The organism is Lactococcus sp. EKM203L, assembly GCF_011800585.1.
In the GTDB taxonomy this organism is placed as follows: domain Bacteria; phylum Bacillota; class Bacilli; order Lactobacillales; family Streptococcaceae; genus Lactococcus; species Lactococcus lactis.
On the sequence record NZ_JAALEQ010000003.1, the window covers coordinates 1 to 23,979 of the forward strand.

36 protein-coding genes and 1 pseudogene are annotated in these 23,979 nt (G+C 33.5%); 8 read left to right on the plus strand and 29 right to left on the minus strand.

The window, feature by feature from the left end:
- The 12 genes and pseudogenes from HFD15_RS05725 to HFD15_RS05780 form a co-directional block, all read right to left on the minus strand.
- Positions 1 to 200: pseudogene (locus HFD15_RS05725) on the minus strand (hypothetical protein); the annotation flags it as partial.
- Positions 201 to 210: 10 nt separating this feature from the next.
- Positions 211 to 576, minus strand: a complete 366-nt coding sequence (locus HFD15_RS05730) for a DUF658 family protein (protein ID WP_167595241.1) — start codon at positions 574 to 576, stop codon at positions 211 to 213.
- On the minus strand, positions 551 to 715 hold the full coding sequence (locus HFD15_RS05735) for a hypothetical protein (protein ID WP_058211275.1): 165 nt from the start codon (positions 713 to 715) through the stop codon (positions 551 to 553). Before HFD15_RS05735 ends, HFD15_RS05730 begins: the two co-directional genes overlap by 26 nt.
- 110 nt (positions 716 to 825) lie before the next feature.
- Positions 826 to 1,065, minus strand: coding sequence for a DUF1031 family protein (locus tag HFD15_RS05740; RefSeq protein WP_167593419.1), 240 nt, complete (start codon positions 1,063 to 1,065; stop codon positions 826 to 828).
- Entirely contained in the window at positions 1,058 to 1,387 is a 330-nt protein-coding gene (locus HFD15_RS05745; protein WP_167593420.1) for a hypothetical protein, read from the minus strand. Before HFD15_RS05745 ends, HFD15_RS05740 begins: the two co-directional genes overlap by 8 nt.
- Entirely contained in the window at positions 1,384 to 1,758 is a 375-nt protein-coding gene (locus HFD15_RS05750) for a DUF1064 domain-containing protein (RefSeq protein ID WP_167593421.1), read from the minus strand. Before HFD15_RS05750 ends, HFD15_RS05745 begins: the two co-directional genes overlap by 4 nt.
- Positions 1,739 to 2,020, minus strand: a complete 282-nt coding sequence (locus HFD15_RS05755) for a hypothetical protein (RefSeq protein WP_167593422.1) — start codon at positions 2,018 to 2,020, stop codon at positions 1,739 to 1,741. Before HFD15_RS05755 ends, HFD15_RS05750 begins: the two co-directional genes overlap by 20 nt.
- A complete protein-coding gene (locus tag HFD15_RS05760) occupies positions 2,004 to 2,804 on the minus strand; it encodes a helix-turn-helix domain-containing protein (protein WP_167593423.1) in 801 nt (266 codons plus the stop codon). The genes HFD15_RS05755 and HFD15_RS05760 overlap by 17 nt, the downstream gene beginning before the upstream one ends.
- Before the next feature lie 226 nt (positions 2,805 to 3,030).
- Entirely contained in the window at positions 3,031 to 3,945 is a 915-nt protein-coding gene (locus tag HFD15_RS05765; protein ID WP_238785295.1) for an AAA family ATPase, read from the minus strand.
- A complete protein-coding gene (locus HFD15_RS05770; RefSeq protein ID WP_167593425.1) occupies positions 3,945 to 4,751 on the minus strand; it encodes a PD-(D/E)XK nuclease-like domain-containing protein in 807 nt (268 codons plus the stop codon). Before HFD15_RS05770 ends, HFD15_RS05765 begins: the two co-directional genes overlap by 1 nt.
- A gap of 102 nt (positions 4,752 to 4,853) precedes the next feature.
- On the minus strand, positions 4,854 to 5,081 hold the full coding sequence (locus tag HFD15_RS05775) for a hypothetical protein (RefSeq protein WP_167593426.1): 228 nt from the start codon (positions 5,079 to 5,081) through the stop codon (positions 4,854 to 4,856).
- 2 nt (positions 5,082 to 5,083) lie between these two features.
- The gene (locus tag HFD15_RS05780) at positions 5,084 to 5,284 is read right to left on the minus strand and encodes a helix-turn-helix domain-containing protein (RefSeq protein WP_167593427.1); all 201 of its coding nucleotides are present in this window, start codon (positions 5,282 to 5,284) and stop codon (positions 5,084 to 5,086) included.
- A gap of 151 nt (positions 5,285 to 5,435) precedes the next feature.
- Between HFD15_RS05780 and HFD15_RS05785 the strand changes: the two genes are divergently transcribed.
- A complete protein-coding gene (locus tag HFD15_RS05785) occupies positions 5,436 to 5,648 on the plus strand; it encodes a hypothetical protein (RefSeq protein WP_167593428.1) in 213 nt (70 codons plus the stop codon).
- Here HFD15_RS05785 and HFD15_RS05790 read toward each other — a convergent pair.
- From HFD15_RS05790 to HFD15_RS05800, 3 genes are all read right to left on the minus strand, one after another.
- Complete coding sequence (locus tag HFD15_RS05790; RefSeq protein ID WP_167593429.1) at positions 5,626 to 5,805, minus strand: hypothetical protein; 180 nt, start codon at positions 5,803 to 5,805, stop codon at positions 5,626 to 5,628. The genes HFD15_RS05785 and HFD15_RS05790 overlap by 23 nt on opposite strands.
- Before the next feature lie 156 nt (positions 5,806 to 5,961).
- Positions 5,962 to 6,216 carry an AlpA family transcriptional regulator gene (locus HFD15_RS05795; RefSeq protein ID WP_167593430.1) on the minus strand — a complete coding sequence of 85 codons (255 nt, stop codon included), beginning with the start codon at positions 6,214 to 6,216 and terminating at the stop codon, positions 5,962 to 5,964.
- Positions 6,217 to 6,228: 12 nt separating this feature from the next.
- The gene (locus tag HFD15_RS05800; RefSeq protein ID WP_167593431.1) at positions 6,229 to 7,011 is read right to left on the minus strand and encodes a phage antirepressor KilAC domain-containing protein; all 783 of its coding nucleotides are present in this window, start codon (positions 7,009 to 7,011) and stop codon (positions 6,229 to 6,231) included.
- A gap of 98 nt (positions 7,012 to 7,109) precedes the next feature.
- Here HFD15_RS05800 and HFD15_RS05805 point away from each other — a divergent pair, with 98 nt between their 5' ends.
- Positions 7,110 to 7,439, plus strand: coding sequence for a hypothetical protein (locus HFD15_RS05805; protein WP_038603270.1), 330 nt, complete (start codon positions 7,110 to 7,112; stop codon positions 7,437 to 7,439).
- On the opposite strand, the gene HFD15_RS05810 is transcribed toward HFD15_RS05805, so the two are convergent.
- Together HFD15_RS05810 and HFD15_RS05815 are read right to left on the minus strand one after the other, a co-directional pair.
- A complete protein-coding gene (locus tag HFD15_RS05810) occupies positions 7,431 to 7,676 on the minus strand; it encodes a hypothetical protein (RefSeq protein ID WP_038603268.1) in 246 nt (81 codons plus the stop codon). The two genes, HFD15_RS05805 and HFD15_RS05810, sit on opposite strands and share 9 nt — an antisense overlap.
- A gap of 16 nt (positions 7,677 to 7,692) precedes the next feature.
- The gene (locus HFD15_RS05815) at positions 7,693 to 7,884 is read right to left on the minus strand and encodes a hypothetical protein (RefSeq protein ID WP_029344191.1); all 192 of its coding nucleotides are present in this window, start codon (positions 7,882 to 7,884) and stop codon (positions 7,693 to 7,695) included.
- Between the two features lie 288 nt (positions 7,885 to 8,172).
- Between HFD15_RS05815 and HFD15_RS05820 the strand changes: the two genes are divergently transcribed.
- The 4 genes from HFD15_RS05820 (at position 8,173) to HFD15_RS05835 (ending at position 10,875) form a co-directional block, all read left to right on the plus strand.
- Positions 8,173 to 8,529 (plus strand): XRE family transcriptional regulator, encoded by a 357-nt coding sequence (locus HFD15_RS05820; protein WP_096817645.1) that lies wholly within the window; start codon positions 8,173 to 8,175, stop codon positions 8,527 to 8,529.
- Positions 8,530 to 8,538: 9 nt separating this feature from the next.
- A complete protein-coding gene (locus tag HFD15_RS05825; RefSeq protein ID WP_153241570.1) occupies positions 8,539 to 8,934 on the plus strand; it encodes a hypothetical protein in 396 nt (131 codons plus the stop codon).
- A 59-nt stretch (positions 8,935 to 8,993) separates the two neighbouring features.
- Positions 8,994 to 9,617, plus strand: a complete 624-nt coding sequence (locus tag HFD15_RS05830) for a hypothetical protein (protein ID WP_058204757.1) — start codon at positions 8,994 to 8,996, stop codon at positions 9,615 to 9,617.
- Positions 9,618 to 9,738: 121 nt separating this feature from the next.
- Positions 9,739 to 10,875, plus strand: a complete 1,137-nt coding sequence (locus tag HFD15_RS05835) for a site-specific integrase (RefSeq protein WP_167593432.1) — start codon at positions 9,739 to 9,741, stop codon at positions 10,873 to 10,875.
- Positions 10,876 to 11,080: 205 nt separating this feature from the next.
- Here HFD15_RS05835 and thrB read toward each other — a convergent pair whose 3' ends face one another.
- The 11 genes from thrB to HFD15_RS05890 all read right to left on the minus strand — a co-directional run bounded on the left by thrB (position 11,081) and on the right by HFD15_RS05890 (position 21,179).
- The gene (gene thrB, locus HFD15_RS05840) at positions 11,081 to 11,971 is read right to left on the minus strand and encodes a homoserine kinase (RefSeq protein WP_057720245.1); all 891 of its coding nucleotides are present in this window, start codon (positions 11,969 to 11,971) and stop codon (positions 11,081 to 11,083) included.
- Positions 11,972 to 11,975: 4 nt separating this feature from the next.
- Positions 11,976 to 13,262, minus strand: a complete 1,287-nt coding sequence (locus HFD15_RS05845) for a homoserine dehydrogenase (RefSeq protein ID WP_058207961.1) — start codon at positions 13,260 to 13,262, stop codon at positions 11,976 to 11,978.
- Positions 13,263 to 13,438: 176 nt separating this feature from the next.
- Positions 13,439 to 14,080 (minus strand): deoxynucleoside kinase, encoded by a 642-nt coding sequence (locus tag HFD15_RS05850; protein WP_032398530.1) that lies wholly within the window; start codon positions 14,078 to 14,080, stop codon positions 13,439 to 13,441.
- Positions 14,081 to 14,206: 126 nt separating this feature from the next.
- Positions 14,207 to 15,490, minus strand: a complete 1,284-nt coding sequence (locus HFD15_RS05855; protein ID WP_058207962.1) for a folylpolyglutamate synthase/dihydrofolate synthase family protein — start codon at positions 15,488 to 15,490, stop codon at positions 14,207 to 14,209.
- 18 nt (positions 15,491 to 15,508) lie between these two features.
- Positions 15,509 to 16,006 (minus strand): NUDIX domain-containing protein, encoded by a 498-nt coding sequence (locus tag HFD15_RS05860; protein ID WP_058207963.1) that lies wholly within the window; start codon positions 16,004 to 16,006, stop codon positions 15,509 to 15,511.
- A 2-nt stretch (positions 16,007 to 16,008) separates the two neighbouring features.
- Entirely contained in the window at positions 16,009 to 17,082 is a 1,074-nt protein-coding gene (gene folP / locus HFD15_RS05865) for a dihydropteroate synthase (protein WP_058207964.1), read from the minus strand.
- Positions 17,079 to 18,128: a GTP cyclohydrolase I FolE gene (gene folE / locus HFD15_RS05870; RefSeq protein ID WP_058202841.1), complete on the minus strand. Its 1,050-nt coding sequence runs from the start codon at positions 18,126 to 18,128 to the stop codon at positions 17,079 to 17,081. Before folE ends, folP begins: the two co-directional genes overlap by 4 nt.
- 79 nt (positions 18,129 to 18,207) lie before the next feature.
- Complete coding sequence (gene folB / locus HFD15_RS05875) at positions 18,208 to 18,558, minus strand: dihydroneopterin aldolase (RefSeq protein ID WP_058207965.1); 351 nt, start codon at positions 18,556 to 18,558, stop codon at positions 18,208 to 18,210.
- A 53-nt stretch (positions 18,559 to 18,611) separates the two neighbouring features.
- Positions 18,612 to 19,199, minus strand: coding sequence for a ribosome biogenesis GTP-binding protein YihA/YsxC (gene yihA / locus HFD15_RS05880; RefSeq protein WP_010905788.1), 588 nt, complete (start codon positions 19,197 to 19,199; stop codon positions 18,612 to 18,614).
- Complete coding sequence (clpX, locus tag HFD15_RS05885) at positions 19,196 to 20,431, minus strand: ATP-dependent Clp protease ATP-binding subunit ClpX (protein WP_012897750.1); 1,236 nt, start codon at positions 20,429 to 20,431, stop codon at positions 19,196 to 19,198. The genes yihA and clpX overlap by 4 nt, the downstream gene beginning before the upstream one ends.
- A gap of 241 nt (positions 20,432 to 20,672) precedes the next feature.
- Positions 20,673 to 21,179, minus strand: coding sequence for a dihydrofolate reductase (locus HFD15_RS05890; protein ID WP_010905786.1), 507 nt, complete (start codon positions 21,177 to 21,179; stop codon positions 20,673 to 20,675).
- 399 nt (positions 21,180 to 21,578) lie between these two features.
- Between HFD15_RS05890 and HFD15_RS05895 the strand changes: the two genes are divergently transcribed.
- Both HFD15_RS05895 and HFD15_RS05900 read left to right on the plus strand, forming a co-directional pair.
- Complete coding sequence (locus HFD15_RS05895; RefSeq protein ID WP_010905785.1) at positions 21,579 to 22,088, plus strand: tRNA (cytidine(34)-2'-O)-methyltransferase; 510 nt, start codon at positions 21,579 to 21,581, stop codon at positions 22,086 to 22,088.
- Between the two features lie 234 nt (positions 22,089 to 22,322).
- Entirely contained in the window at positions 22,323 to 22,610 is a 288-nt protein-coding gene (locus tag HFD15_RS05900; RefSeq protein ID WP_235586205.1) for a hypothetical protein, read from the plus strand.
- Positions 22,611 to 22,638: 28 nt separating this feature from the next.
- Here the strand turns inward: HFD15_RS05900 and HFD15_RS05905 are convergent, their stop codons facing one another.
- Positions 22,639 to 23,943: a nucleobase:cation symporter-2 family protein gene (locus HFD15_RS05905; RefSeq protein ID WP_033899494.1), complete on the minus strand. Its 1,305-nt coding sequence runs from the start codon at positions 23,941 to 23,943 to the stop codon at positions 22,639 to 22,641.
- Between the last annotated feature and the right edge of the window lie 36 nt (positions 23,944 to 23,979).

Sequence of the window (23,979 nt, forward strand, 5' to 3'; positions counted from 1 at the left end):
GCATATTGCTGTGAGCTATTATTTGCCTGTTTAAGCTGTTCGTTTCGGTCTAGCAAGCGTTGTTTCAAGATAGAGATATTCTGTTGCACAGCGACCATATTTTGATGTCCTGCCCATGCATTAGCTGCATAAGCTCCAAAAGTTGCTGAACCAAAGATTCCTGCTGCGACTACTGCTGTTGTAATTAATTTTTTATTCATTGTTTTTCCTTTATTTAAAGACGCTGTCGTCTTTTCTTGAGTTTTCGATTGCCATTTGTGCTCTGATATTTCTTCGCAATCTACGTTCTTCTTTTGTTTCGTGCTTTCTTCGGTCACGATCAGTTATTTCATCAGAAGTCTTAGACTTTGAACCGCCATAAGGTTTCCAACCGGGATATTTTTCCATCATCGCTTTTTCATTTACGACTGCGATTTTGACTGCGTTCTTTTTTGGAGAATTGTCTCTTCCATTTTTAACCCATCCAGCGACTGAATGAGGTGAAACAAGAAGCATTTTCGAAAGTTCTTTTTTTGTACCAGTTCCCGTTTTTATCCCATTGAAATATACATCATAAATTTTTTCTAACCTTGCCATCTCCTGCCTCTTTCAATCCACTTAGTTTATTTTTCCATTGCTCATGAAACCATTCATCGTCTTTGTCAGCGACTTTATGGTTCTTCAAAATATCCTTATCTTTAAATTCCAAAACATTCTTTTCTTTTTGCGTTGTCATATTAACACCTCATATTTTAGCTTCTAAGCGCTTTTAGATTGTTCGTGATAAATTATCCATGAAATGGTTTAAGCGCTCAATGTAACCGTAATTTTCATGAATTAGAGCTATTAAAGTTCAATTGCTAAACCTGAAATTAATTCTTCAAGTATTTTGTATAAATCTTTCCATTTCATTTGCTTTGAATGGTTATATTTATTGCAAATATCCAAATAAAGCTGAGAAAGTTCGTGATTATGCTTAGTTCGACCGCTGATTTTTACAGATAAGTCTTTTTTAGTGGCTTTGAAATTATTATTTCTTGCTAATCCATATAGCTTTTTCAAAGTGACAAAATTTGTTTTAATCATGGTTTTCTCCAATCGCCTCGAGTGCTATTCCGTCAATTCCTTCTAAAAGTAATGCAGTATCTACGCTCAAATCATAAATTTGGTTATGCTCTTCGATATTTTCTCTGATTTCTGTCAGTACTTTAACCTTGCTGTTAAGCTGTTCTTGGAGCTTTTCAATCATTTTTTCGCCAGTATTATTTTCAAGATAATTAATCACTTCTGATAAAAATTTAAAGGTTATTTTTAGTTCATCATCATGATCAGGTTCAACTGGCTCAGGATAAAAATTATCCCTAATTACTTTAGTTTTTCGTAAAAGCTCTTTTGCTGTTTCAGTCATATCTCGCTCTCCTCGAACATATTCATTCTCGCTACTTTCTTAGCAATTGTTATTGGAATTCCATATCTGTTAGCAAATAATTTTGCTTTCATTTTAAATTCAGGTAGGACCATACCTTTTACATCGACAACTTTGATAATCTCGTTAGATTCATTTCTGAAAACAAAGTCCGCTTTATAAGCTATTTCTCTATAAAGTTTTCCGTTCAATCTGAATTTATCCATAAGAACAAACTTCTCTTGCATGGTCATCCGCTCATCATTTTTATGTTGCAAATAGTAGATTGATTCAGCTTTGCTATCGAACACAATACCATCAACCGTTGTTTTCTTTGCTCCATATTTTGACTTTTTAGTTTGCTGGAATTTCACTTGCTTCTCCAAATCTAGCAATTGCAGGAATTACTCCTGAATCTGTCAGTTCTTTATTTTTTTCAAAAAATATTTCGGTTGCTTTTTCATTGTCAATACCTTTAACTATTGCGACAAAAGTGATAGGACTTAATACTATTTCCTCTTCATAAGCTTTTTCAACATATCTGCAGTATTGTTTATGGGTAATCCCAGGAATAAAGCTACGGTAATATTCTGATAGCCCCTCATCAAGAGCACGTTTTTTAAGAGTCCAAGCCATTCATATATTCCTCGAATTCTTCCGCTGTCAGCGTTTCTTCGTCTTTTTCAAATCTTTGATTAGACCAGTTAGGAGCAGATTTGACAACTTTGCTATTTTTAAATCCTTGAATAGGCGTTAAATCATAGTCATCTTCCCAACCTTTGCCGTTAAACCATGTGCTACCATGCTTTATATAGTTCTGTTGGGTATTTTTTATTCGTATTTCTGACAAATAGTTTTCAAGACCCGTTTTAATCTCTTCGTCTGTCGTTCCAGATTTTACAGCTCTTTTATAAGCTAATAGAGCTTTAGGTTTACCTTTTTTGTTAGGATATATTTTCCAAAGATTGTTAAATCTAGTTTCTAAATCAGACTCTTTATCGGACTTGTCCGATATATTATTATTTGATATATTAATTGATTTATTAGTTGATATATTATACTTACGATTCTTCGGTATACCCTCTAATGATTCTTCGGTAGGGGTATGCGGATTCTTCGGTATACCCCCTACCGATTTATCAACATAGGGATAAATATATCTCTTTTTAACTTCTCCATTTTCAAACTCATATTCTAATTTAATGTATCCTTTTTCTTCAAGACGCTTCAGATTAGCTGAAACAGTTCCTTTTGTCTTGCCGTATCTTTTAGCAAGATAAGCATTTGAAGGAAAGATACTTCCAAATGAATTTGCCATCGTGTATATTTCACTAAAAAGAAGTTTTTCAAAATCATTTAAGTCATCAGCTTCCACAATTGGAACTGGGATTTGATTGAAGAATTTTGTACTTTGTTCCAAACTTTCTCCTTTCTTCTATATTTATTTCAATTTTTATTTTTCAATTAAAAGCTGGCGATGAGTGGTTATGTGTAAACACTAAATACTCATTGACTTTACGGCTCGTTCCGCCACCCTCCAGCTTTGACTAAATACGAAACTACCGCCCAAGGTAGTCTTGCTTAAAGTTGAATTATTTCTAATTCTACTGCTCAGGATTAGTGAGGACTGCAGTTTGCTCATAGGTTTAGTTTTGGCCTACTGGAAATAATTCATCCACAATTGGTTCTTCTTCACCAACGACTGACTGAGCGGATTCTTTAATTCGAATCCAATCGGCAATAGACATAATCGCTTCTGATGGTTCCATATTTTTCCAATACTCAATATCTTTATCACTTGCATCATGAGATGCTGCAGCCGCAAAAGCTTTATCATATTGCGCTTTTAATTTATTAGCTTTTTCTTGTACCTCTTTTTGCTCTTTTGGGTCAATTGCAGGTTGAGGGATTTCGAACGGTTTAGAAATAATCTGTTGGAGTGTTTCCTTAGTTTCTTCATAACGCAGATTAGAAATGTCAAATTGTCTATTATGATTTCTATCAAAATAGGCACGGATTTCAACATCTTGGTCTTTTAATATGATGTTTTTCATCGCTCGGCGTAGCGCTGGAGTATATCCAATAATCTCGCCTGATTTTTTATCAAACTCTTCTACGTCGCGACTAAGTAAAATAATCGTTTTTTCTCGAAATTTACTCATTAATAAACTTTGCATATCTTTAAAAAGACTGTTTATTTTCCCCCAAGCTCGTTGTGCTGATTTTTGATTACTAAATTCATTGCGCAATAAACTTTGAGTTCGTTCGTCAAAATCCTCAATTAAATCAATAATGAGAACTTCCCAGCTATCAGAACTTTGTTCTGCTATATTTAATGCTTGAAGAAAATTAGTAACAACTTGTTCTGCTTTTTGAGGGAACTCGAAGTCAATTGCCATATATCCTTGACGATTCGCATTCCCGTCTGTGCTAATGAACAAAGCTCGTTCTGGGCTACTTGCGAACTTGGCTGCTAAAGTCGTCTTACCAGATCCGCCGCAACCTGAAATCAATATGCGATTCAATTTAGGCTTTCTTATTCCTGCAGGTTTAATTTGCATTACCATACTTCTACCTCTAATTCTTCATATTTTTTGTTTTGGATACAGCAGTCACAGTTATGACAAAAGTATCCATCCATTCCCTCATGATCAATACTATGAGCGATATTATCCAACTCTGCTAACACAGTTTGAACAAGAATTTTATCTGAAATATCAGCAAGTTTCCCAAAATCCATCGTAATTGTCTTGATATTTACTGGAAGTTTTTTGGTAAATCCGACAATTTTCCCAACTACTCTATAATCAACTTTTGTATAATCAGAGAATTCTTGAGCAACTAACCATGCGTATAAAGCTAACTGCTCTCTATAATGGCTGTACCATTCCAAATAAGCTCTGATATTTTTATCAAATATATCTTCAAAACTTGCGGCTGTTTTCCAGTCGATGATTTCAATCGTTTTGTTTTCATGGTCAAACCTTAAGACATCAATTCTTCCACTAATCACAAAATCATCATAATCTGCTCTGATGTAAAGTTCTTTGTGAGTATGCAAAGTATCAAAAGACTGATAAGTTTCAGTTTTTTTAACTTCATTAACTGCCATCACAATATCTTTAAAAACTTTTTTAATGGCTTGATTCTTCTTGCCAATATTGCCCATCATATCCACAGAATGCTCTTGTACAAAGTCATCAGTACTTTTATCTCCCTCAAGCATTGCATGAGCATAAAGGCCAACTAGCATAGCTTCCGTAGGAGATTCAGCATATCTTTTTGCTTTTCTTTCCCTTAATCTAAACGGGCATTCCTGAAAAGTTCTAATATCAGAAAAACTAAATCTTGGTTTTTCTTCGGTCATTTAATGTTCTCCGTTTCTGATTTTTGTTGAAACGTGATATAATCTAGGTATTAAAATATAAAGACACATCACGTCTTAGTCCGCATTCCCGTGCGGTCTTTTTTATTTTGCTACTGTTAACTTCTGACGAAATTCATCATTCTTACGACGAATAATTAATTCTGTTTCAACTGCTTCAAGTTTAGCTTCAATGGCTTTAGCGTAATCCATCCACTCATTACGATTTTTTTCCATCGCTTTATCATGAGCTAGCAAATCTTTATTTTCAGCTAAAAGTCTGTCATAATCAGCTAACTTAGCTTTTTCTTCTTCTGTTTTAAATCCGAACATTTTTAATGTCCTTTCTTTTTAAATTGATTTAAGTCAATATCAAGTACTTCAGCTATCTTAATGACTATCTCAAAGCTAGGTTTCTTAGATTGACCAAGTTTGATAGCAGATAAGGACTGCGTACTGACTCCTGACAATTTGGAAAGTCTGTATATTGACATGTTTTTTTCTTTAAGTTTTTCTTCAATGATTAACCACAACATCTTGTGTCTCCTTTGAAATGTAAATACTTTTTGACACAATATATTGTATCTTTAGTTTGTGTAACAAAATGTATTTTGATATAATATAGTAGAATGAAATACCGCGGCTAGCTGTTTTTATTCAAAATTTTATTGAAAGGAGTAAATATTAATGAAACTTATTATTGATTTTAAAACTGGTTCAGATGAAACAATATCTGAATTTGAAAGTGTAAGTTACGTAGCCAACGGAAGTCGTAAAACTCTAACAGATGATTTATCAACTTTTTCCATTGCCGATGGTAGAACATATAACTTTAAAGGGCGTTATCAACTATCAGTTAATGGTTCAGAAATAAAATCTATAGCTTTGATAAACGATTAGAAGTTCTTTCAATTTTCAACAGTTCAGTAATGGCTGCAACCATTTCTGGGCTGTTTTTTGTTTCGTCAAGTTGTAGTACTTCAATTGAAAATTTTGTAATTGCTTCTGCTAATGTCATTTTGTTCTCTTTTCCAACTTTTACATCTTCTGGATTCATAAATTTCTCTTTTCTAGCGGAGCACCGCGTTTAATTTCTTAGCAATGAGCTTGATTGCTCTGATGTTTTGTGTGATTAAGTCGTGGAATAGGTCAAACAAGATTTCGCCCGTTTCTGGGTTGACTATGTATGTGTAGGTCATAAGTACCTCCTAACTCACTTTTTAGATTTAGGAAGCAAACCTTTATTTTCTAAATCTCTTTTTTCAATACGGTATTCCGGTGTGTGGACATATCTAAGAAAATCACATAGTTCTTTATAGCGAATTTTACGACCTCCGAGAAAAATACCTGAACTGAAACCTTTCATAAGTTGCATTTCCTTTTTTCTGGTATAAATTGTTCTGGTTGTAACTCCAAACTCAACTGCAATCTCTTTTGTTGTCAGATAATCATCTGGTTGATAGCTCATTAGATTTCCTTTCTAAGCAACATCTTGTTCAACAACTGGTAAATATCCAGCTTTTTTAAGCTTACGATATAAGAATTCTCTACCTTTTTGAGTCCAGCAAGTATTGATTCGTGTGTGTTGCTTTTTGTCAGATCCGATATAATTAAATGTACGGCTCTTGATATATCCTTTACCTTGAAATTTTGAATAAAGAATCCATTGATTATTTTGCTTATATTGAATTCGTAGTTTATTCAAAATTTGATTAAACTTAACAGCACTGATTCCGTAATCCTGAGCGATTTGTTTTACAATTAATTCATCTGGACTATCAAGAATCAAATCAAGGTATCGAGTCTTTTCAGTTGCTTCAGCAAGTTCAAGACTGAGCTGACTATTTTCTTTTTCAAGTTCAAGACGTGCTTCTTGCTCATCTTTGAGTTTAGTGGCAAGCTGGATAATGAAGTCCGGACTTGTTAAAGTTTTTTCAATGACTTCATTATTCATATACGCTCCGTGCTTGCGGATAGACTTCAAGATTTCTTTTACTTTTTTCTTGAAAACTTTCGCTTGTGGTTTTTTAGATGACATGAGAACTTCATAAAGCCCATCTTCAGTTAAAAACCACATATTACGATTTTGACCTGATGCAAGGATTGGTTGCATCAGCTTTTCATCATCATCAACTGTTTTTAGCATTTCGGATGCTCTTGAGTGTTCAATGAGTTCTGCAATATCTTTTGCGAGGAATAGAGGATTTTCTGCTGTTCCGTAAATTTTTGCATTGAAGCCATCAATATTTTGTAATTCGTTCATTTCGAATCCTTTCTATGTTTTAATTCTCCGAGTGCTATAATATTGTTGTAAATATTTCTCAGATATTTACTTAATATTATGGAAAGGAGAAATAAGTTGTGGATGATATTCAATTAACTAAAGACTCTAAACAATTACTTGCAATAATTTATAAAGAGTATCTTAGTAAAATTAATAATGGTGTTTCAAAAAATTCTGCAAAGCGGATCGGACATATCTCAGATATTTGTGAATTAGTACCTGATTGGTTACCAGATGATGTTCTGGAAACTATGAATGAACTATCTAGGTCTGAGTATGTTTTTAATAGATATGGTAACAACACTATTATTGATTCGTATTTGCTAGATAAGACGATAATATATTTTGAAAACAAAAATATTAATACCGTCAAAGAAATTGCGGATTGGGTTTTTAAATTAATATAATTCCCAATCATCTCTTAAGAGGTCTTCAGCTTTAGGGTTCCAAAACTTACAGGCTGAAGCCCATTTTTCTTTATAAATTCCTTCAACTTTTTCAAGACCAGGGTGTGTTGGTACAATAACGATACCAAGCGGCATTGAATTTGTTGGAACAAAAACAGTACCACGTTCTTTGTCTTCAGGAGTTGTAATTGCCTTGTTTTCTTTCAAAGCTTTTTTTGTCGCTTCAATAATGTTCATGCTGTAATTTCCTTTCTTATCGTAATTTGAAGTCATCAATAATTCTAAGGATGACTTGATGTGCTTTAGGTGATTGAAGGTGTCCTGAAAGGATATCAATCATTACATTTTTAGCTACTCCGTACTTGGCCGCTAAACTCATTTTTTCAATACCTGTCTCTTCAATGAATGAATTAACAAGTTTTAGTCCATTGTCACTTGTTGGCATTTTTAAACCTCCGTATATAATTTTGTATAAGAAAAAGTTAGCGTTTCTGTATTTAATTCTTGATTTATTTTAGCGAAAGTGATACTATTTAAGCATAGTTAAAACACCTAACAAAAGCTTTATAAAACATTCTTGGCGGAGCGTTTAAAGTGCTTTTTATAGGTCTATTTGCTAACCGAAAGGCTAACTAATCTTTACAAATTCAATTATAGCACTTTCGGTAATTTTGTCAATGATAAAGTATCGTTTTCGGTAATTTATTTCAACATTTATTTTGAAAGGCTTGATATGACTACATTTGAAAGAATAAAATCTTTAGCAGATAAACAAAAAATAAGCTTAAAAGAGCTTGCAATAAAGCTTGGATTTAGCGAAAATAATATTTACCGCTGGAAAACATCTAAACCTAAAGGGGAAGATTTAGCTAAAATAGCGGATTATTTCCATGTTTCTGTAGATTATTTGCTAGGTAGAGAAGATATAGAAAAAATTAAAGAGCCTGTTGATTTAAAAGATATTGTCAGCGACCACGTTAACTTTGAAGATGTTAACTGGGACGAATGGCTGTCATTTGGTGGCAAACCATTAACAGAGAAAGATAAAATGCTTTTATTCGCAACTTTTTATAATCGTGATGAAAAATGAGGGTAAAGCATGGAACAAAAAGAACTTATTAACTTTTTTATCAAAGAAATAGAAAATCTTGGATATGATATTCAATTTATTCCTATGTCAAACAAAGTTATAATAAACACTCATACTCTTCAATGCGCTATAAATCCTTCATTAGTTACTCCTTTTTCTTTAGCTCATGATCTTCACCATGCATTGAATAAAGACGATTGTAGGCTTAGACAATGCGATACTGTTAGCCAACATGAATCTAGGGCTAACATTGGGGCTATATTAACTCTTTGGGAATTATGGCTAGATAATGATGGGGATTATGAACACTTTGATTTGTTTTGTGATGTCACAGGATGCCCTTATGAGCAAAGCTGGATAGTCGTTAAATCAAAATACGACGAATATTATAATACTGCAATTTAATTAAAAAAACGAGCAATGTCTTGATTCTCATAAAAAGCTAGATTAGGAACCTAAACATTATGGAAAATGGAAAAACTCCAAAACCACAAAAACCAATCTATAAAAAAGTTTGGTTTTGGCTTTTAGTAATTGTCGTTGTCGCTTTAGGAATGCACTTCACTGGTGGAGCTAAGGGTGGAGATGGCGGAGACTCTTCTGATAGCACTAAGGAAAGTCAATCAACAATGACTTCAAAAGAAAAAGCAAGTTCTGAGGCAGTTGAAGCTTCAAAAGCTAAAGCAGACGCTGACCAAGCTGCTAAAGATAAAGCTGAAGCTGATGCTGCGGCGGCAGCAAAAGCTAAGGAAGAAGCTGATGCTAAAAACCCGGCTACTTATCCAACATTGACATATGATGAAATGGCAAGAAACGGTAATAAACATAAAGGGGAAAAACTTCAAATTACTGGTAAAGTCATTCAAGTAACTGATGGTGATGATGGTACTGCTACGTTAAGAGTTGCAACAAATGGTGATTATGATGATGTTTATTTAGCTCAAATTGACTCTAGTGAATGGGAAAACCATAGACTTTTAGAAGGTGATCAAGTAACGCTATATGGAAAAGTATATGGCTTATATACTTACGAATCTACTATGGGTGGAAATATAACTGTTCCAGCACTCGCTGTAGTTTTCTATTAGAAATAAAAAATCCGCCCAAACTTTGGACGGCAAGGGCGGATTTATCATGAATGTAGTAAAGCACTTCTATCTGGAAGGCTTTTACTATACCATTTTATCAGAAATGAGGTATAAAAAGCAAATGTGGGTAGAAGATTTGCCTAATGGTAAATATAAGTACTGTGAGCGTTATACAGATACTAAAGGTAAGTTAAGGAAAGTATCAGTAACGCTAGATAAGAATAGTTCTAGGGCACAAAATGAAGCTTCTAGGCTACTGTTTAATAAAATAGATGCAAAACTTGAAAAAGAAAAGCAAAAAATTGAAGATGAAAAAAATAAAATAACTTCTATCACTTTCTGGGAAGTCCAAGATGAGTTTCTAACTGTATACAACAATACGGTTAAAGCTCGGACTGTTACAGCTAGAATTTCCGCAAAAAATAAAATTAGGGAAATGATTCCTGAGAAAACTCTTCTAACAGAACTTACTTCGAATTATATCTTGTCTCTTCTTGAAAAGTTATACTATGCAGATAACTACTCATACCCCTATATGATTTTAATCAAGTCTAATATTAGTATGGTTTTAGATTACGCTATTTCTAAAGAGTATATAGAAAATAATCCATCCTCTAAAGTTAAAATAAAAAAGAAAATTGAAACCTTTGAACAGAGACAAGCGAAAAAAGATAAATATCTTGAACTTGATGAGCTGCGGGATATCTTGAATCAACTTAGGATTATAGATAAACCAACTGCACTAATCATTGAATTCATGGCTTTAACAGGTTTGCGCTACGGAGAATGTGCTGCATTACAATATAAAAATGTAAATACTAACACTATAGACATTACTGGCTCTTTTGACCCTACCACACATTCTAAAACAACACCAAAAAACGTTCATTCAGAAAGAACAATCGCATTATCTGAACGAGCAAGGAAAATACTTGATGAACGAATCAATTTGAATAGTGAAATGAATATTAACAACGGGAATCCAGAAGACTTTATATTTGTAAATAGGCACAATTTCCCTGAATATATCGAAACTGTGAATAGTCGTCTAAAAAAAGTTAAAAGTGATAAAAAATTAACGACTCATATATTTCGCCACACTCACATTGCTATGCTTACAGAAATAGGTATTCCTTTAAAAGCCATCATGGAAAGAGTAGGACACACTAATCCTAATACAACACTATCTATTTACTCGCATGTCACAGATAAGATGAGTAAGAACATTGTAGAAAAATTAAACAAAATAAGCCTGTAAAATTGCAGGTTTTTTTATACAAAAAAGGGGCAGAAAAAGGGGCAGAATTTCTTCAAAACTTTTCATATTGCTTCAAAAAAACGAGATACGAGAAAATCAAAAAGCCCTTTATAGAGCCTTTTGTTTCAACGTTTTTCGGATATTTTCGTTGCGCTTCTTGCAATCTGTTATTATATGTAAAATAATCAAGAAAAAAAATCTGTATTTATAATACAGATTCTTCTACTTGTAATCCATTACTGTCAACTTCCAAGGAATAAAGTTGACCAGATAAATTTTGCTCATTAATTTTTTCTGTCAGTAAATTCAGCTTATCATCGGGTAAAAGGAGCATTACTGTTGGCCCCGCCCCAGATAAATAAGTTCCATAAGCACCAAATTCATGACCAATTTCTCGCAAAATTTTCAGTTCAGGAACTAAAGAAGCGCGATAATTTTCATGAAAACGGTCAGACTCTATCATTTGCCCAGCAACTTTTAAATTTTTTGTCAAAAGACTGGCCGTCAGTACATTTGCAATAGAGCTGGCAGCAACGGCCTCTTTGTAAGCCAATTCCTTAGGTAAAACTTTTCGACTTTCAACAGTTTTTAACTCATAGTCTGGAACAAAAGCTAGAAGTTTACATGAAGGAAAGTCTGAGCTAACATAATTCGTTTTGTCAGCAACAGTACTTGCTATAACTAAATTTCCCAAAAGTGCTGGTGCAACATTATCAGGGTGTCCTTCAATTTCACAAGCAAGTTCAAGTTTTTCTTCTGTTGTCAAATTTAGCTTTGCTAGTTGATTAGCTAATTCAATCCCAGCAATAATGACTGAACTTGATGAACCCAAACCTCTTGCTAAAGGAACTTCCGAAGTCATTTTCAAATGATATTTTACTGACAGACTACTATTTTTAGCTTTCAAAACTGCTGACAGCGTGGTCAGTAATAAATTTTTTTCGTCAGTAGGAATATTATTTCCTAAATCATGGTCAATTTTCCAATCATTACTTTCTTCAAGTACTTCCACTGTCAAATACAAGTTGACCGCAATACCAATTGAGTCAAAACCTGCGCCTAAATTTGCTGATGTCGCTGGTACAATAATTTTCATTTTCCTAGTCCTCCAAAACTTTAAAATAATTAAGTAATTTAAAATCTACTTCTTCTTTTAATTTATCTTGAATGGCCAAAAGTTGAACGCGGTTAATCTGATGACTGATAATCACAACAACTGCGCGATGTCCATCACCTTTTTGTTGTAAAACTTGTTCAAAAGAGACATCTTCACTTGTAAATAACTCCACCAAGCGCAATAATTGCCCAGTTGAATCTGGTGTTTCAACGGAAAAATAATATTTATTTACAATATCGTGAGGATTAGCTAAACTCGTTGGACGTGCGTATTCATTAAATGACTTCCCAATTGTTCCATCTTTTACCCGCTTAACAATTCGAACAATATCAGCTAAAACACTCGTAGCGGTTGGCTTTTGACCTGCTCCCGCCCCATAGAACATTGAATCCCCAATTCCCTCTGATTCAATAAAAACAGCATTCATAACACCATTGACACTGGCCAATGGATGACTTTTGGGAAGAAAAGTTGGGCTAACCTCAGCGAAAATTCCTGATTCAACCTCATTAATTTCACCTGTCAATTTTAAAACATAGCCAAATTGTTGAGCAATCTCAACATCAGTTTTTTGAATCGTTCTGAGGCCAGATTTAGAAATTTGATCAGGACTTAGCGTCATTCCAAAAGCAAATTCACTTAAAATCGCTAATTTATAACTGGCATCAATTCCGTCAACATCATTTGTTGGGTCAGATTCAGCATAACCAAGTTCTTGAGCTTTGGCCAAAGATTGGTCGTAAGTCCATGCCTCCTCTGACATTTTCGTCATCATAAAATTACTTGTTCCATTAAGAATTCCTAAAAGATGTGTGATTTTGTCTGATGAAAATGAATTGGCTAAAGTTCTTAAGATTGGAATCCCACCAGCAACAGCCGCTTCATAATAAAGAGCAACATGATGTTTCTCTGCCAAAGCACGCAATTCAGTTCCATGAACAGCCAGTAAATCCTTATTGGCTGTGACAACATTTTTACCCGCTTTAATCACTTTCGTAATGTAGGTCTTAGCCGGTTCAATCCGTCCCATCAACTCAACAACAATTGAAATCTCAGAATCAGCCAAAATTTCTTCTAAAGTTAGAGCAAAATCATATTGATAACCCTGTGCTCTAGCTTTTTCAATTGCTTTTTCATCTCTCATCAAAACTTTTGAAATGACGATTTCTTCATCTAAAATTTTTGATAGTTTTTCTTTATTCTCAGAAATTAAAGTTGGAAGCCCAGTTCCAACTGTTCCAAACCCCAATATTGCTATATTTACTGTCATCACTTCTCCTTTTCAAACAAAAATTAAATTTTAAGATAATTCAAAAAATAACTTTCGCTCAATTTCTTAATATTATACCATTTTTATCGAAAAAAATTTACTGACAGAAAGCTCAGTAAATTTAAAAGAATAAAAATTACTGACAGCCTTGTCAGTAATAATAATTTCACTATTTTTTAAAGCAAATCTAGTTTTTTCAACTCATTATCGATTTGTCCCAAAACTTCATCAAGATGTTCAGGATTATTGACAAAATCAATAGAATCACCATCGATTCTCAATTTTGGCGAAATGTTGTAATTTTTATACCAATCAGGATATTCATCATGCACTTGAGCATAATAATCTTTTAGTCCTTCTTGATTTTCAATTTGTTCAAATGAACGTCCACGTTGTGCAATTCTTGAGAGCATTGTTTCAAATGACACATCAATATAAACCAATAAATCCGGACGTTTTTTGGGCATTCCATCAAGTTCTTCTAACATATTTGCTAATAAATCTTGATAAATTTCCAATTCAGTTTTTGTTACATTTCCATTTTTATAGTTCAAAGTTAGGAAAAGTTCATCCTCAAAAATCGAACGGTCAAGCACGTTATTATCCTGACGATAAGCCATTTTAATTGATTCAAAACGTTTATTCAAAAAATAGATTTGTAGCAAGAAAGCATACTTTTGAGGATCTTGATAATAAAGATCAAGTACAGGATTATTGTCCACCGCTTCATAAAAAACATCCGTTTTCAAATGTTCTCCTAAAGCCTTTGCTAGACTCGACTTCCCTGCACCAATTGTACCTGCTAATACGATCAAAATTGTCTTTTCCTCCTCGTCATTTCTTCAAAAGAAAGAAATGAATTTATAAATCTATTTTATTATAGCCGAATTTTTTAAATTTACAACTATTTATTAATTTTAAAAACTAAAAAATCATTTTAGTTATTACTTCTCTTTTTTCAAAAACTCACGAACTTGAGATGAGAAATAGAGAGAGCCTGTAACTAATAACAAATCATCTTCAGCTAAATTTTTTTTCGCACGAACTAAAGCTAATTCCCAACTTGGAGCCAATTCAACCCCTTCTTCTTCCAATCTTTGAAAATCTCCCAAATTCAAAGCTTTCGGATAATCAAAAGTTGTCAAAATCAGATGCGAATTTTTCACAGTTTGAAGCATTTTTATCATTTGACTAATATCTTTTGTAGTAATGGCTGAAAAAATGATTGTAATCTTTTTATCTGGAAACTCAGAGCTAAGGTTTTCAAGCAAACGATTCATCGCATGAACATTATGAGCACCATCCAGTAAAATGAGTGGTTTTTCACCCAATTTTTCCATACGAGCTGGCCAAAAAGCCTCACGAATTCCAGAGCGAATCACATCCTCAGTCAATTCAATCCCAACCTTACTTGCATAAACCAGAGAAAGTTCAATAGCCATACCAGCATTTTCTATTTGATGTAAGCCAACTAAAGATTTTTCAATATCCAATATTGCTTCTTGACCAGAAAAGAAATTGAAATGTTCGTGTTCTTCTACTTCCGTACGATAATCATATGGAAATTGATAAACACGCGCTGTATTTTTTCTAGCCACTTCCCATATAACCCGAAGTGCTTTTAATTCAATATTTCCAACAACTACTGGAATTCCTGGTTTAATAATTCCAGCCTTTTGAGCTGCGATTTCTTCAATGGTCGAACCAAGAATATCAATATGATCTAAACCAATTGTTGTAATTCCAGAAACAACAGGTTTAATCACATTTGTTGAATCAAGAAGTCCGCCTAAACCAACTTCAATAACCGCTAAATCAACCTGCTCATCAGCGAAATATTTAAACGCCATTGCCGTGATAATTTCAAATTCGGTAATTCCAGTCAGTTCAGCGTCTTTATCAAGTTCAGCAACAAGAGGCTGGATCATTTCTACATAATAAATTAATTTATCATCAGCAATCGGGAGTGCATTAATCGACATCCGCTCACCAAAAGTGGTGATGAAAGGACTTGTGAAAGAAGCAACCTTCAGACCTGCCTGCATAAAGATTGAGCGTGTGAAAGCGACTGTGGAGCCTTTTCCATTTGTTCCAGCAACGTGAATCATTGACAAAGACTCTTCTGGATGACCAAGCAATTCTAAAAGGGCCGAAACACGACTTAGGCCTGGGCGAATATTAAATTTTAAACGTGAATGTATCCATTCCAATGCTTCTTCTATAGACATTTTGTGACCTTTTCTACTTTATCTTTTGTATTGATAATATTTTTTAAATTCATCAGGAGCTTCAGTTCTATCAAGAAGGAAAAAAGGCAATTCAGCAAGGTCTGCTTCTTTTTCTTTTAGTTCCAATAGAAAACGAAAATCAATGTGTTGATGTTCTTTCTCATTCTTAATTTTGTTGTAAGGAATATTAATCAAGTTAACATCTACCACCTTGCCTGATTCTGACGCTGAAAAACCTGTTTCTTCATGGAACTCACGAATCGCAGTTTCCAATGGCTTTTCTCCTAGTTCAACATGACCTGCTGGAAGCAAAAGCTCCTTTTGATAAGGGTGTTCAATAAAAAATAGTTTATGTTTTTTAAAAACTAATGCACTTGCTGACAATTGTAAATCTGGATTCTTTTTCCCCCGAAGCTCTAAAGTCGAATTTTTCAATAATCGAATAATCTCGGAAAATTTTTCTTCACTTCCAATAGCAGATAAAGCTTGAATTTCAGCAATTAGGTCTTCATTCATTTTTAAAATTCCTTATAAATTTCAATTGCATCGAGTAAACGTTTAGTCTCCTTAACATCATGAACACGCAAAATCCGTCCCCCGTCAGCAACCATTTGCGCTTCTAGGACAAGGCTTGAAAAAAGCCGCTCATCTCCTTGGGCATTGAAGAGTTTTCCCATAAATGACTTACGAGAGATTGCAATCATAAGAGGTAAACCTATTCTGCTTAAAATTTCAGTTGATTTAACCCGCTCAAGACTATCTGAACCTGAATCTCCATTAAAAAAACCAACTCCAGGATCAATAACGATTTGTTCAGCTTTTAAACCAAGTTGAAGTAACTCTTCTTTTTTATTTTCAAAAAATAATGGAAGTTCTTCATAAACATTATCAGCATAACTAAAACCAGCTCGCCCATTATTCATAGCAACTAAAGCCGGTTGATACTTTTCTACCACTTTTAATTTATCATTTGTATCAAAACCATCAATATCGTTAATAATATCAACCCCAGCGTCTAAAACTCGTTCCATGACATAAGCTTCATCCGTATCGACAGCAAAAATCGCTTTAGGAAAGTTTTTTTTCAACTCAAGAATAGGTTCTTTCAGTCTGTTCCATTCCTCTTCTGGGCTAATATCGTCATATCCTGGTTTCGATGATTTCCCTCCCAGCTCAAGAACAGAAGCTCCATTTTCTAAATCAGCTTCTACTCTTTTTAAAATATGAGAGAGGTTTAAATTATCTGGATTTCCATCATAAAAAGAGTCTGGTGTAACATTGACGATTGAATAGACAATTGACTTTCTAGTTAAATCAAAATTGAAATTTTTACCTGACCAAATGATTTGATGACGCTTATAAATCACTTCAAGCATTTTTTTATCTTCATCATTTTCAAAAAGATTAATCAATTTTGCTAAGTCATCAATTGTTAAAACTACTAACAAGGAGTCTGGAGTCAGTCTTGTCAAACTACCATTTCGATAAAGTTCTTTTTGAAGAGAAATCATTTCATTGTGATTTAACTCATCAAATTTTAGGATAATATTTTTAAGAGAAAAAGATTCTTGATTAAGTTCTAAGATTTTCATAAAAGACTTTCTAAAAATTCCATTCTTTTTTCGTTATTTTCTTTAAATTCACCTAAAAAATAAGAAGTTTTAGTAATAGAATTTACTTTTTTTACTCCACGCATTTCAACGCACATATGACGTCCTTCAACAAGAACTGCCACTCCTTTAGGATTCAAAATATCAGTCAAAATATCTCCAATATCATGAGTGATATTTTCTTGAACCGAGAGTTTGCGCGAAACATAATCAACTAAACGGGGAATTTTTGACAAGCCAATAATTTTTCCATCAGCTGGAATATAGGCAACATGAGCTTTCCCAAAAAATGGTAACATATGATGCTCACACATTGAATAAAAAGGAATATCTTTAATCAACACGATTGAATCCGTTTTAGAAGAATCAATTTCAAAAAGTTTATACTCATTAAACTTGCTTAAGCGTTGTGACGAAAGAATTTCTTCATACATTTTAGCTACTCTCGCTGGAGTTTCAAGTAATCCTTCTCGATTTGGATTTTCACCTACTGCAAAGAGAATCTCTTTAACGGCATCTTCAATACGATTTCTCGGTGTTTTTTCTTCTTTTATCACATGGAGCTCTTGTTCACTTACTGAAAGTTCGGCTATTGCTTTTTCTATTGACGCATAATATTTAAAGTCTTTATCAATAAGTTCAAAAATAGGTTTCAAGACAAAAAGACGATTAAAAGCTTCTTTATGTGGAATAACCAAGTTTTCTTCTTGCATTTCTAAGTCGTTATAGAAAATAATATCAATATCAATTGTTCTTGGCCCCCAATGAATTTTTCGCTCACGGTTCAAAGATAGCTCAACTTCATGAATAAAAGATAATAATTCCAAAGGTTCAAGTAGCGTTGCCACCTTTAATGCCAAATTAGTAAAATCATCTTGTTTGACGCCGCCGACTGGAGTACTTTCATAAAAATTTGATACTTTTTCAATCATAATTTTAGGGTGTTTTCCCAATAAACGAATGGCTTCATGTAAATAATACTGACGGTCACCAATATTACTTCCCATGCTTAAGTAAGTTGTTTGCATAAGTCCTCCATTTAGACATAATCTTTTATGATTTTGTTTCTCTTCTATCTCTTTAAAATATTTATCTTAAAAACCAGCTTTAGCCTCTCATCTCAATTTCAGCTGAATCAAAAATTCCTTCAATCGGTACGGCTAATTTTCTAAGATGGACTTCAACCGTTGATATACGCTCTGAAGTAGCCTTTACTGCTTGAATAATTTCAAAGGCAACATGTTCAATTAAATCAGCTTTTGAAGATTCTACAACTAATTTTGTTGCCTCATAGAAATCAACATAAGACAAAGTTTCATCTAATTCGTCTTTTCCTGAAAAATCAAAATTTGTTTCCACGATTAAATCAATTTCGAGATTTTGTCCGAGAACTTTTTCTTCTGGCAGAACACCAATATGTGCCCTAAATTTTATATTATTAAGTTTTATTTTGTACATATTTCCTCTTTTTAAGTGTAGAAAAGGCTATGAATCTCTTCATAGCACTATTTTCAGAGATATCTTAAAATCGCTTCCCAAGCTTCTTCAAATCCTGTCTTATCAGTAGAAGAAAAGATAATAAAATCATCTGTACTATCAAATTTCATTGCTTTTTTGATAATAGATTCATGTTTATTCCACTTACCACGTGGAACTTTATCGGCTTTGGTCGCAACTAAAATCACTGGAATATGGTAGTATTTCAAAAACTCATACATCATCAAATCATCTTCTGAGGGTTCATGACGAATATCAACTAAGCTGACAACTGCTTTTAAATTTTCTCTTGTTGTCAAATATTCCTCAATCATTTTACCCCATTTTTCGCGTTCCTTTTTAGAAACGCGAGCGTAGCCGTAACCAGGTACGTCAACGAAATGAAGTTGATCATCAATATTATAAAAATTGAGCAACTGTGTTTTACCAGGTTGACCAGAAGTTCTGGCAAAGTTTTTACGATTAAGTAAAGTATTAATAAAACTTGATTTACCGACATTTGAACGCCCAGCTAAGGCAATTTCTGGCCAATCATTTTCTGGATATTGTTTTTTTGATGCTGCTGAAATTGTTATTGTCAGATTATTTGTATTTATGGTCATTTTTTCTTGGCCTCTCGAATCATTTGTGGCTCAGCTTTTCCGTCAACAACTGCTTCATTAATAATAACTTTTGTAATTTCTTCATGACTTGGAACTTCAAACATGATATCCATCATTACTTCCTCAATAATTGAACGAAGTCCACGCGCTCCTGTTTTGCGCTCAATTGCTTTTCTAGCAATTGCCATGAGGGCTTCATCTTCAAATTCAAGTTCAACATTATCAAATAAAAGGAGTTGTTTATATTGTTTAATCAAAGCGTTTTTAGGTTCTGTCAAAATTTGAATCAAATCCTCTTCGGTCAGACGTTCCAAAGCAGCAACAATTGGCAGACGACCAATAAATTCAGGGATTAATCCGAATTTTTGAATGTCCTCGGCAATAATTTCTTGCATATAAGAATCATCGTCATTTAATTTTTTATTATTGGCACCAAAACCAATAATTTTTTCACCTAAACGTTGTTTGACAATTTCTTCAATCCCGTCAAAAGCTCCACCAACGATAAATAAGATATTTTTGGTATCAATTTGAATCATTTCTTGATTAGGGTGTTTACGTCCACCTTGTGGTGGAACACTAGCTACTGTCCCTTCAATAATTTTCAAAAGGGCTTGTTGAACACCTTCCCCGGAAACGTCACGAGTAATTGATACATTTTCAGATTTTTTAGCAATTTTATCAATTTCATCGATATAGATAATTCCACGTTCAGCACGTTCAATATTGAAATCACTCGCTTGTAAAAGTTTTAAGAGAATATTTTCAACGTCTTCTCCAACATAACCAGCTTCAGTCAAACTTGTCGCATCTGCAATCGCAAACGGAACATTGAGTGATTTCGCTAAAGTTTGAGCGAGAAAAGTCTTACCAGAACCGGTAGGTCCGATTAATAGAATATTTGATTTTTGTAGTTCAATATCTTCAGCAATTTTACTTGCTGTAAAATTAATTCGTTTGTAATGATTATAAACGGCAACTGCAAGTGCACGTTTTGCTTTTTCTTGACCTATCACATATTCATTTAAATGGTCAAACATTTCTTTAGGTGTTTTAACTTCAAGCATTTCTGAATCTTGTTCTTCTCTTAATTCTTCTTCTAAGATTCGAGTTGAAAGTTCAATACATTCATTACAAATATAAACGTCTGAACCGGCAATCATTTTTTTTACATCATCTTGACTCTTTCCACAGAAAGAACAATGTATATTTGGATTTTGTGTATTTGACATAGTTTTTTTTCCTGATTTCACTAACATAAAAAGTAAGTATTATTGGCTTACTTAAAAGGCACTTTTTCTATTTTTTAAAATAAAGTTCCAGAAAAAGCGTGAATTGTATTTACGAGGTTCGTAAAAGCATTGAGTAAAAACAATACTCCCAGACCCCAACGTTTTTTTCTAAAGCATTGAATAGCGATGACAATGCTAATCCAACAAAGGAGAGCTGTGAAAAGCCCAAAAATTGATTTTGTCATGGTTGTTTCACTTTTTCATATTTTTTAATTGTAAAAGTATAAGAATTCCGCTCATCTTTATCGTGAAATTTTTCAGAAACTAGCTTAAATCTTCCAAAGTCAAATGTACTTGGAAAATAAGTATCTCCTTTAAATTTTTCATGAACAACTGTTCGATAGAGCAATTCAAGTTCAGATTCAAAAAGGGCTAAAATTTCAGCTCCTCCTGTGATAAATAAGTCTTTATTTTGCTTATGGTACCAATCTAGAACTTCCTTAGGGCTGTGCATGATGAGCACTTTTTCATTATCTGATTGATAAGTTTCATCGCGAGTTAAAATAATACTTATTCTCCCTGGCAATACACGTTTATTCATTCCTTCAAACGTTTTTCGTCCCATCAAAATCACTTGATTCATGGTTGTTTCTTTAAAATGTTGTTGTTCAGCAGGTAAAGACCAAGGCATTTTATCAGCTTCACCGATAAGACCTGCTTCATCTTCTGCCCATATTCCAATTATCATAGCAACCCCTCTCATTGATTTTTACTTTTACTATTATAGCAAATTTTTGCTGTTTTCGCTTTGACAAGTTTGATATTAGTCACTCATTTTTAAAAAAAAATTTCTTTTTTTTATCAAAAAAATTTAGTTTTCTCTTTACAAAATACAAAAGAAGTGGTATGATATCAATTATATTAATTTGTTTCAATCTTTCCTGTTATGATTAAAGCAAATTAGTCCCCCAACTAGACTTCTTGCTGAGATTGACTCCGAGGGGTCTAGTTTTTTTGTTTTTTACTTTAATTAATTTACTGACAGCTCTTCTGCTTATGGTAAAATGTTCTTAAATAATTACATTTTACTCATAGATTTTTTGATAAGGCTGTCAGTAAAATTTTTGTTATTAAGAAAGTGTATTTCATGAATCATATTGCTCTTTTTGAACCTCGTATTCATTTCAATACAGGAAATATCGCCCGCACTTGTGCGGCTACTAATACCGTTTTACATTTAATTGAACCCTTTGGTTTTGAAATTTCTGATAAGCATCTTAAACGTGCTGGTTTAGACTATTGGGATAAGGTAAATATTGTCTATCATAAAAATTTAGATGATTTTATGAATTCAATTAATGACGGAGGACAACTCTATTTGGTCAGTAAATTTGCTGAACATGTTTATTCTGACGTTGATTACTCCGATGATGAAAAAGATCACTACTTCTTGTTTGGCCGTGAAGATACAGGTTTACCTGAAGAATTTATGCATGAACATCGTGATGAATGCATTCGTATTCCAATGAATGACGAACATGTTCGGTCATTAAATTTATCAAATTGTGCTTGTATGATTGTCTATGAAGCTTTAAAACAACAAGATTTCCGTGGACTAGAACTCGTTCATACTTATGAAAAAGATAAGTTAAAATAATTGTATTTATAAATAGACAAACGCCCTGTTACTGACAGGCGTTTTTTTATTGTTCTTTTATTTAGCGAGTGCTATAATGAAGACAAATAAGAGGGGAGTACAAAAATAAGGAGCATTTTATGAAGGCTAAACTAGGCAACGAAATTGTTGAATATTGGCAAATCAGCCTGACTAACCCCGCAAACGAATCGTGGGTCTTAGAGGGGACAGCTCTCGTGGTCTGGTCAATTTGCAATGAATAAGGAGACCAAAGAAAAATTACTTGCTGACGGAATGTCTACAAAAAATCCAGCTGAGCATGATACCCTTTCTAAAGAAATAAAACATTTGGACTGGCTAGGGCTTTATATTTCGCCAAATAAGCTGAGTAATGCTTATCCGGATAATATTTATCTTGTAGTAAATCAAGTACGTATTCCAGCCTTTGGACGACTTGGAGAGTACCTCCTAGTAGCACCTGATGGTTCTTTTGAAATTTACTCTGAAAAGAAATTTCAGCGAGATTTAGAAAAAATTCAATAAAAAAACCACCTCAACGGTGGTTTTTATTTTATTTTGTTTCGTCAGTAACTAATTCATCTTTTTTTCCATGATTAAATACTAAATTCAGGATAATTGCTGAAACAGTACTCATCACAATCCCATTAGAAACAAAAGGTTGAATAAAGCTTGGAAGTGCTGTAAATAAGTTTGTTGAGTTAAAACCAACACCCATCGCAATAGCAACCGCAGCAATCAGAAGATTTTGATTTCCTTCAAATTCAACTTTTGCCAACATTCTAATTCCTTGTGTGGCAACCATACCAAACATAATCAACATCGCTCCACCCAATACTGGAGTTGGAATAAGTTGTGCAACAGCGGCAAATTTTGGAATAAGTCCTAATACAATTAAAAATCCAGCTGTGAAATAAATAGGTTTACGTGTTTTAATTCCTGATAATTGCACTAAACCAACGTTTTGTGAAAAACCTGTGTAAGGGAAAGTGTTGAAAACACCACCAAGAAATACAGCAAATCCTTCCGCACGATAACCATTACGCAAACGTTTTTCATCAAGATTTTCACCAGTAATATCAGCAAGAGCTAAATAAACTCCTGTTGATTCAACCAATGACACGATAGCAATAATAATCATCATTAATGAATCAGCCAAATAAAATTTAGGTGCTGAGAAATAAAAAGGTTGTGGCAAGTGTGCCCATGGTGCTTGAGAAACAACTGAAAAATCAACTAAGCCCATGCTAGCAGCCAAAATTGTTCCAGCAATAAGCCCAATTAAAATAGCAATAGAACGAATAAATCCAGTAGTAAAGATATTAATTAAAAGAATAATCACTATAGTTGAAATAGCTAAAATTAAACTTTGGATTGTTGGTTTGTCAACATTATTCCCCATATTGCCAATAGCAACAGGAATAAGGCTTAAACCAATTGTTGTAATTACTGAACCAGTAACGATTGGTGGAAATAGTTTTCGGATTTTAGAGAAAATTCCTGAAACCAAAATAACGAAAACCCCTGCAACCATTAATGAACCAAACATTGCTCCAGAGCCATGTCTTTGACCAATAATAATTAATGGAGCAACAGATTGAAAAGCAACACCAAGGACAACTGGTAAGCCAATCCCAAAGTGCTTACGTAGTTGGAGTTGCAAGAAAGTGGCTAAACCACACATGAAAATATCTGCCGAAATTAAATAGGTTAACTGAGTTGCTGAGTAGTTTAAAGCTCCAGCAATCATGATTGGAACAAGAATTGAACCTGAATACATGGCCAGCAGATGTTGTAATCCTAAAACAGCAGATTTTGAGTTACTTTGCTCCTGGCTTTGTTCATTTTTTTGAGACATTTTGATTTTCCTTAAATTTTTCTTTTTTTATTTTCT

Coding starts and splice junctions, on each gene's coding strand:
- HFD15_RS05795 (WP_167593430.1), bottom strand. CDS start 6,216: ATGAGCTATCAACCAGATGATTATCTGACAACAAAAGAGATTGCAGTT.
- folE (WP_058202841.1), bottom strand. CDS start 18,128: ATGCAAACAACTTACTTAAGCATGGGAAGTAATATTGGTGACCGTCAG.
- thrB (WP_057720245.1), bottom strand. CDS start 11,971: ATGAAAATTATTGTACCAGCGACATCAGCAAATTTAGGCGCAGGTTTT.
- HFD15_RS05785 (WP_167593428.1), top strand. CDS start 5,436: ATGAAACTTATTATTGATTTTAAAACTGGTTCAGATGAAACAATATCT.
- yihA (WP_010905788.1), bottom strand. CDS start 19,199: ATGACCATAAATACAAATAATCTGACAATAACAATTTCAGCAGCATCA.
- HFD15_RS05890 (WP_010905786.1), bottom strand. CDS start 21,179: ATGATAATTGGAATATGGGCAGAAGATGAAGCAGGTCTTATCGGTGAA.
- HFD15_RS05820 (WP_096817645.1), top strand. CDS start 8,173: ATGACTACATTTGAAAGAATAAAATCTTTAGCAGATAAACAAAAAATA.
- HFD15_RS05825 (WP_153241570.1), top strand. CDS start 8,539: ATGGAACAAAAAGAACTTATTAACTTTTTTATCAAAGAAATAGAAAAT.
- HFD15_RS05790 (WP_167593429.1), bottom strand. CDS start 5,805: ATGAATCCAGAAGATGTAAAAGTTGGAAAAGAGAACAAAATGACATTA.
- HFD15_RS05730 (WP_167595241.1), bottom strand. CDS start 576: ATGGCAAGGTTAGAAAAAATTTATGATGTATATTTCAATGGGATAAAA.
- HFD15_RS05735 (WP_058211275.1), bottom strand. CDS start 715: ATGACAACGCAAAAAGAAAAGAATGTTTTGGAATTTAAAGATAAGGAT.
- HFD15_RS05905 (WP_033899494.1), bottom strand. CDS start 23,943: ATGTCTCAAAAAAATGAACAAAGCCAGGAGCAAAGTAACTCAAAATCT.
- HFD15_RS05740 (WP_167593419.1), bottom strand. CDS start 1,065: ATGATTAAAACAAATTTTGTCACTTTGAAAAAGCTATATGGATTAGCA.
- HFD15_RS05855 (WP_058207962.1), bottom strand. CDS start 15,490: ATGTCTATAGAAGAAGCATTGGAATGGATACATTCACGTTTAAAATTT.
- HFD15_RS05845 (WP_058207961.1), bottom strand. CDS start 13,262: ATGACAGTAAATATAGCAATATTGGGGTTTGGAACAGTTGGAACTGGG.
- HFD15_RS05835 (WP_167593432.1), top strand. CDS start 9,739: ATGTGGGTAGAAGATTTGCCTAATGGTAAATATAAGTACTGTGAGCGT.
- HFD15_RS05780 (WP_167593427.1), bottom strand. CDS start 5,284: ATGTTGTGGTTAATCATTGAAGAAAAACTTAAAGAAAAAAACATGTCA.
- HFD15_RS05860 (WP_058207963.1), bottom strand. CDS start 16,006: ATGAATGAAGACCTAATTGCTGAAATTCAAGCTTTATCTGCTATTGGA.
- HFD15_RS05770 (WP_167593425.1), bottom strand. CDS start 4,751: ATGACCGAAGAAAAACCAAGATTTAGTTTTTCTGATATTAGAACTTTT.
- HFD15_RS05800 (WP_167593431.1), bottom strand. CDS start 7,011: ATGAACGAATTACAAAATATTGATGGCTTCAATGCAAAAATTTACGGA.
- HFD15_RS05900 (WP_235586205.1), top strand. CDS start 22,323: ATGAATAAGGAGACCAAAGAAAAATTACTTGCTGACGGAATGTCTACA.
- HFD15_RS05745 (WP_167593420.1), bottom strand. CDS start 1,387: ATGACTGAAACAGCAAAAGAGCTTTTACGAAAAACTAAAGTAATTAGG.
- HFD15_RS05755 (WP_167593422.1), bottom strand. CDS start 2,020: ATGGCTTGGACTCTTAAAAAACGTGCTCTTGATGAGGGGCTATCAGAA.
- HFD15_RS05815 (WP_029344191.1), bottom strand. CDS start 7,884: ATGCCAACAAGTGACAATGGACTAAAACTTGTTAATTCATTCATTGAA.
- HFD15_RS05775 (WP_167593426.1), bottom strand. CDS start 5,081: ATGTTCGGATTTAAAACAGAAGAAGAAAAAGCTAAGTTAGCTGATTAT.
- folP (WP_058207964.1), bottom strand. CDS start 17,082: ATGAAAATCTTAGAACTTAATCAAGAATCTTTTTCTCTTAAAAATATT.
- HFD15_RS05830 (WP_058204757.1), top strand. CDS start 8,994: ATGGAAAATGGAAAAACTCCAAAACCACAAAAACCAATCTATAAAAAA.
- folB (WP_058207965.1), bottom strand. CDS start 18,558: ATGTACAAAATAAAACTTAATAATATAAAATTTAGGGCACATATTGGT.
- HFD15_RS05765 (WP_238785295.1), bottom strand. CDS start 3,945: ATGCAAATTAAACCTGCAGGAATAAGAAAGCCTAAATTGAATCGCATA.
- HFD15_RS05895 (WP_010905785.1), top strand. CDS start 21,579: ATGAATCATATTGCTCTTTTTGAACCTCGTATTCATTTCAATACAGGA.
- clpX (WP_012897750.1), bottom strand. CDS start 20,431: ATGTCAAATACACAAAATCCAAATATACATTGTTCTTTCTGTGGAAAG.
- HFD15_RS05810 (WP_038603268.1), bottom strand. CDS start 7,676: ATGAACATTATTGAAGCGACAAAAAAAGCTTTGAAAGAAAACAAGGCA.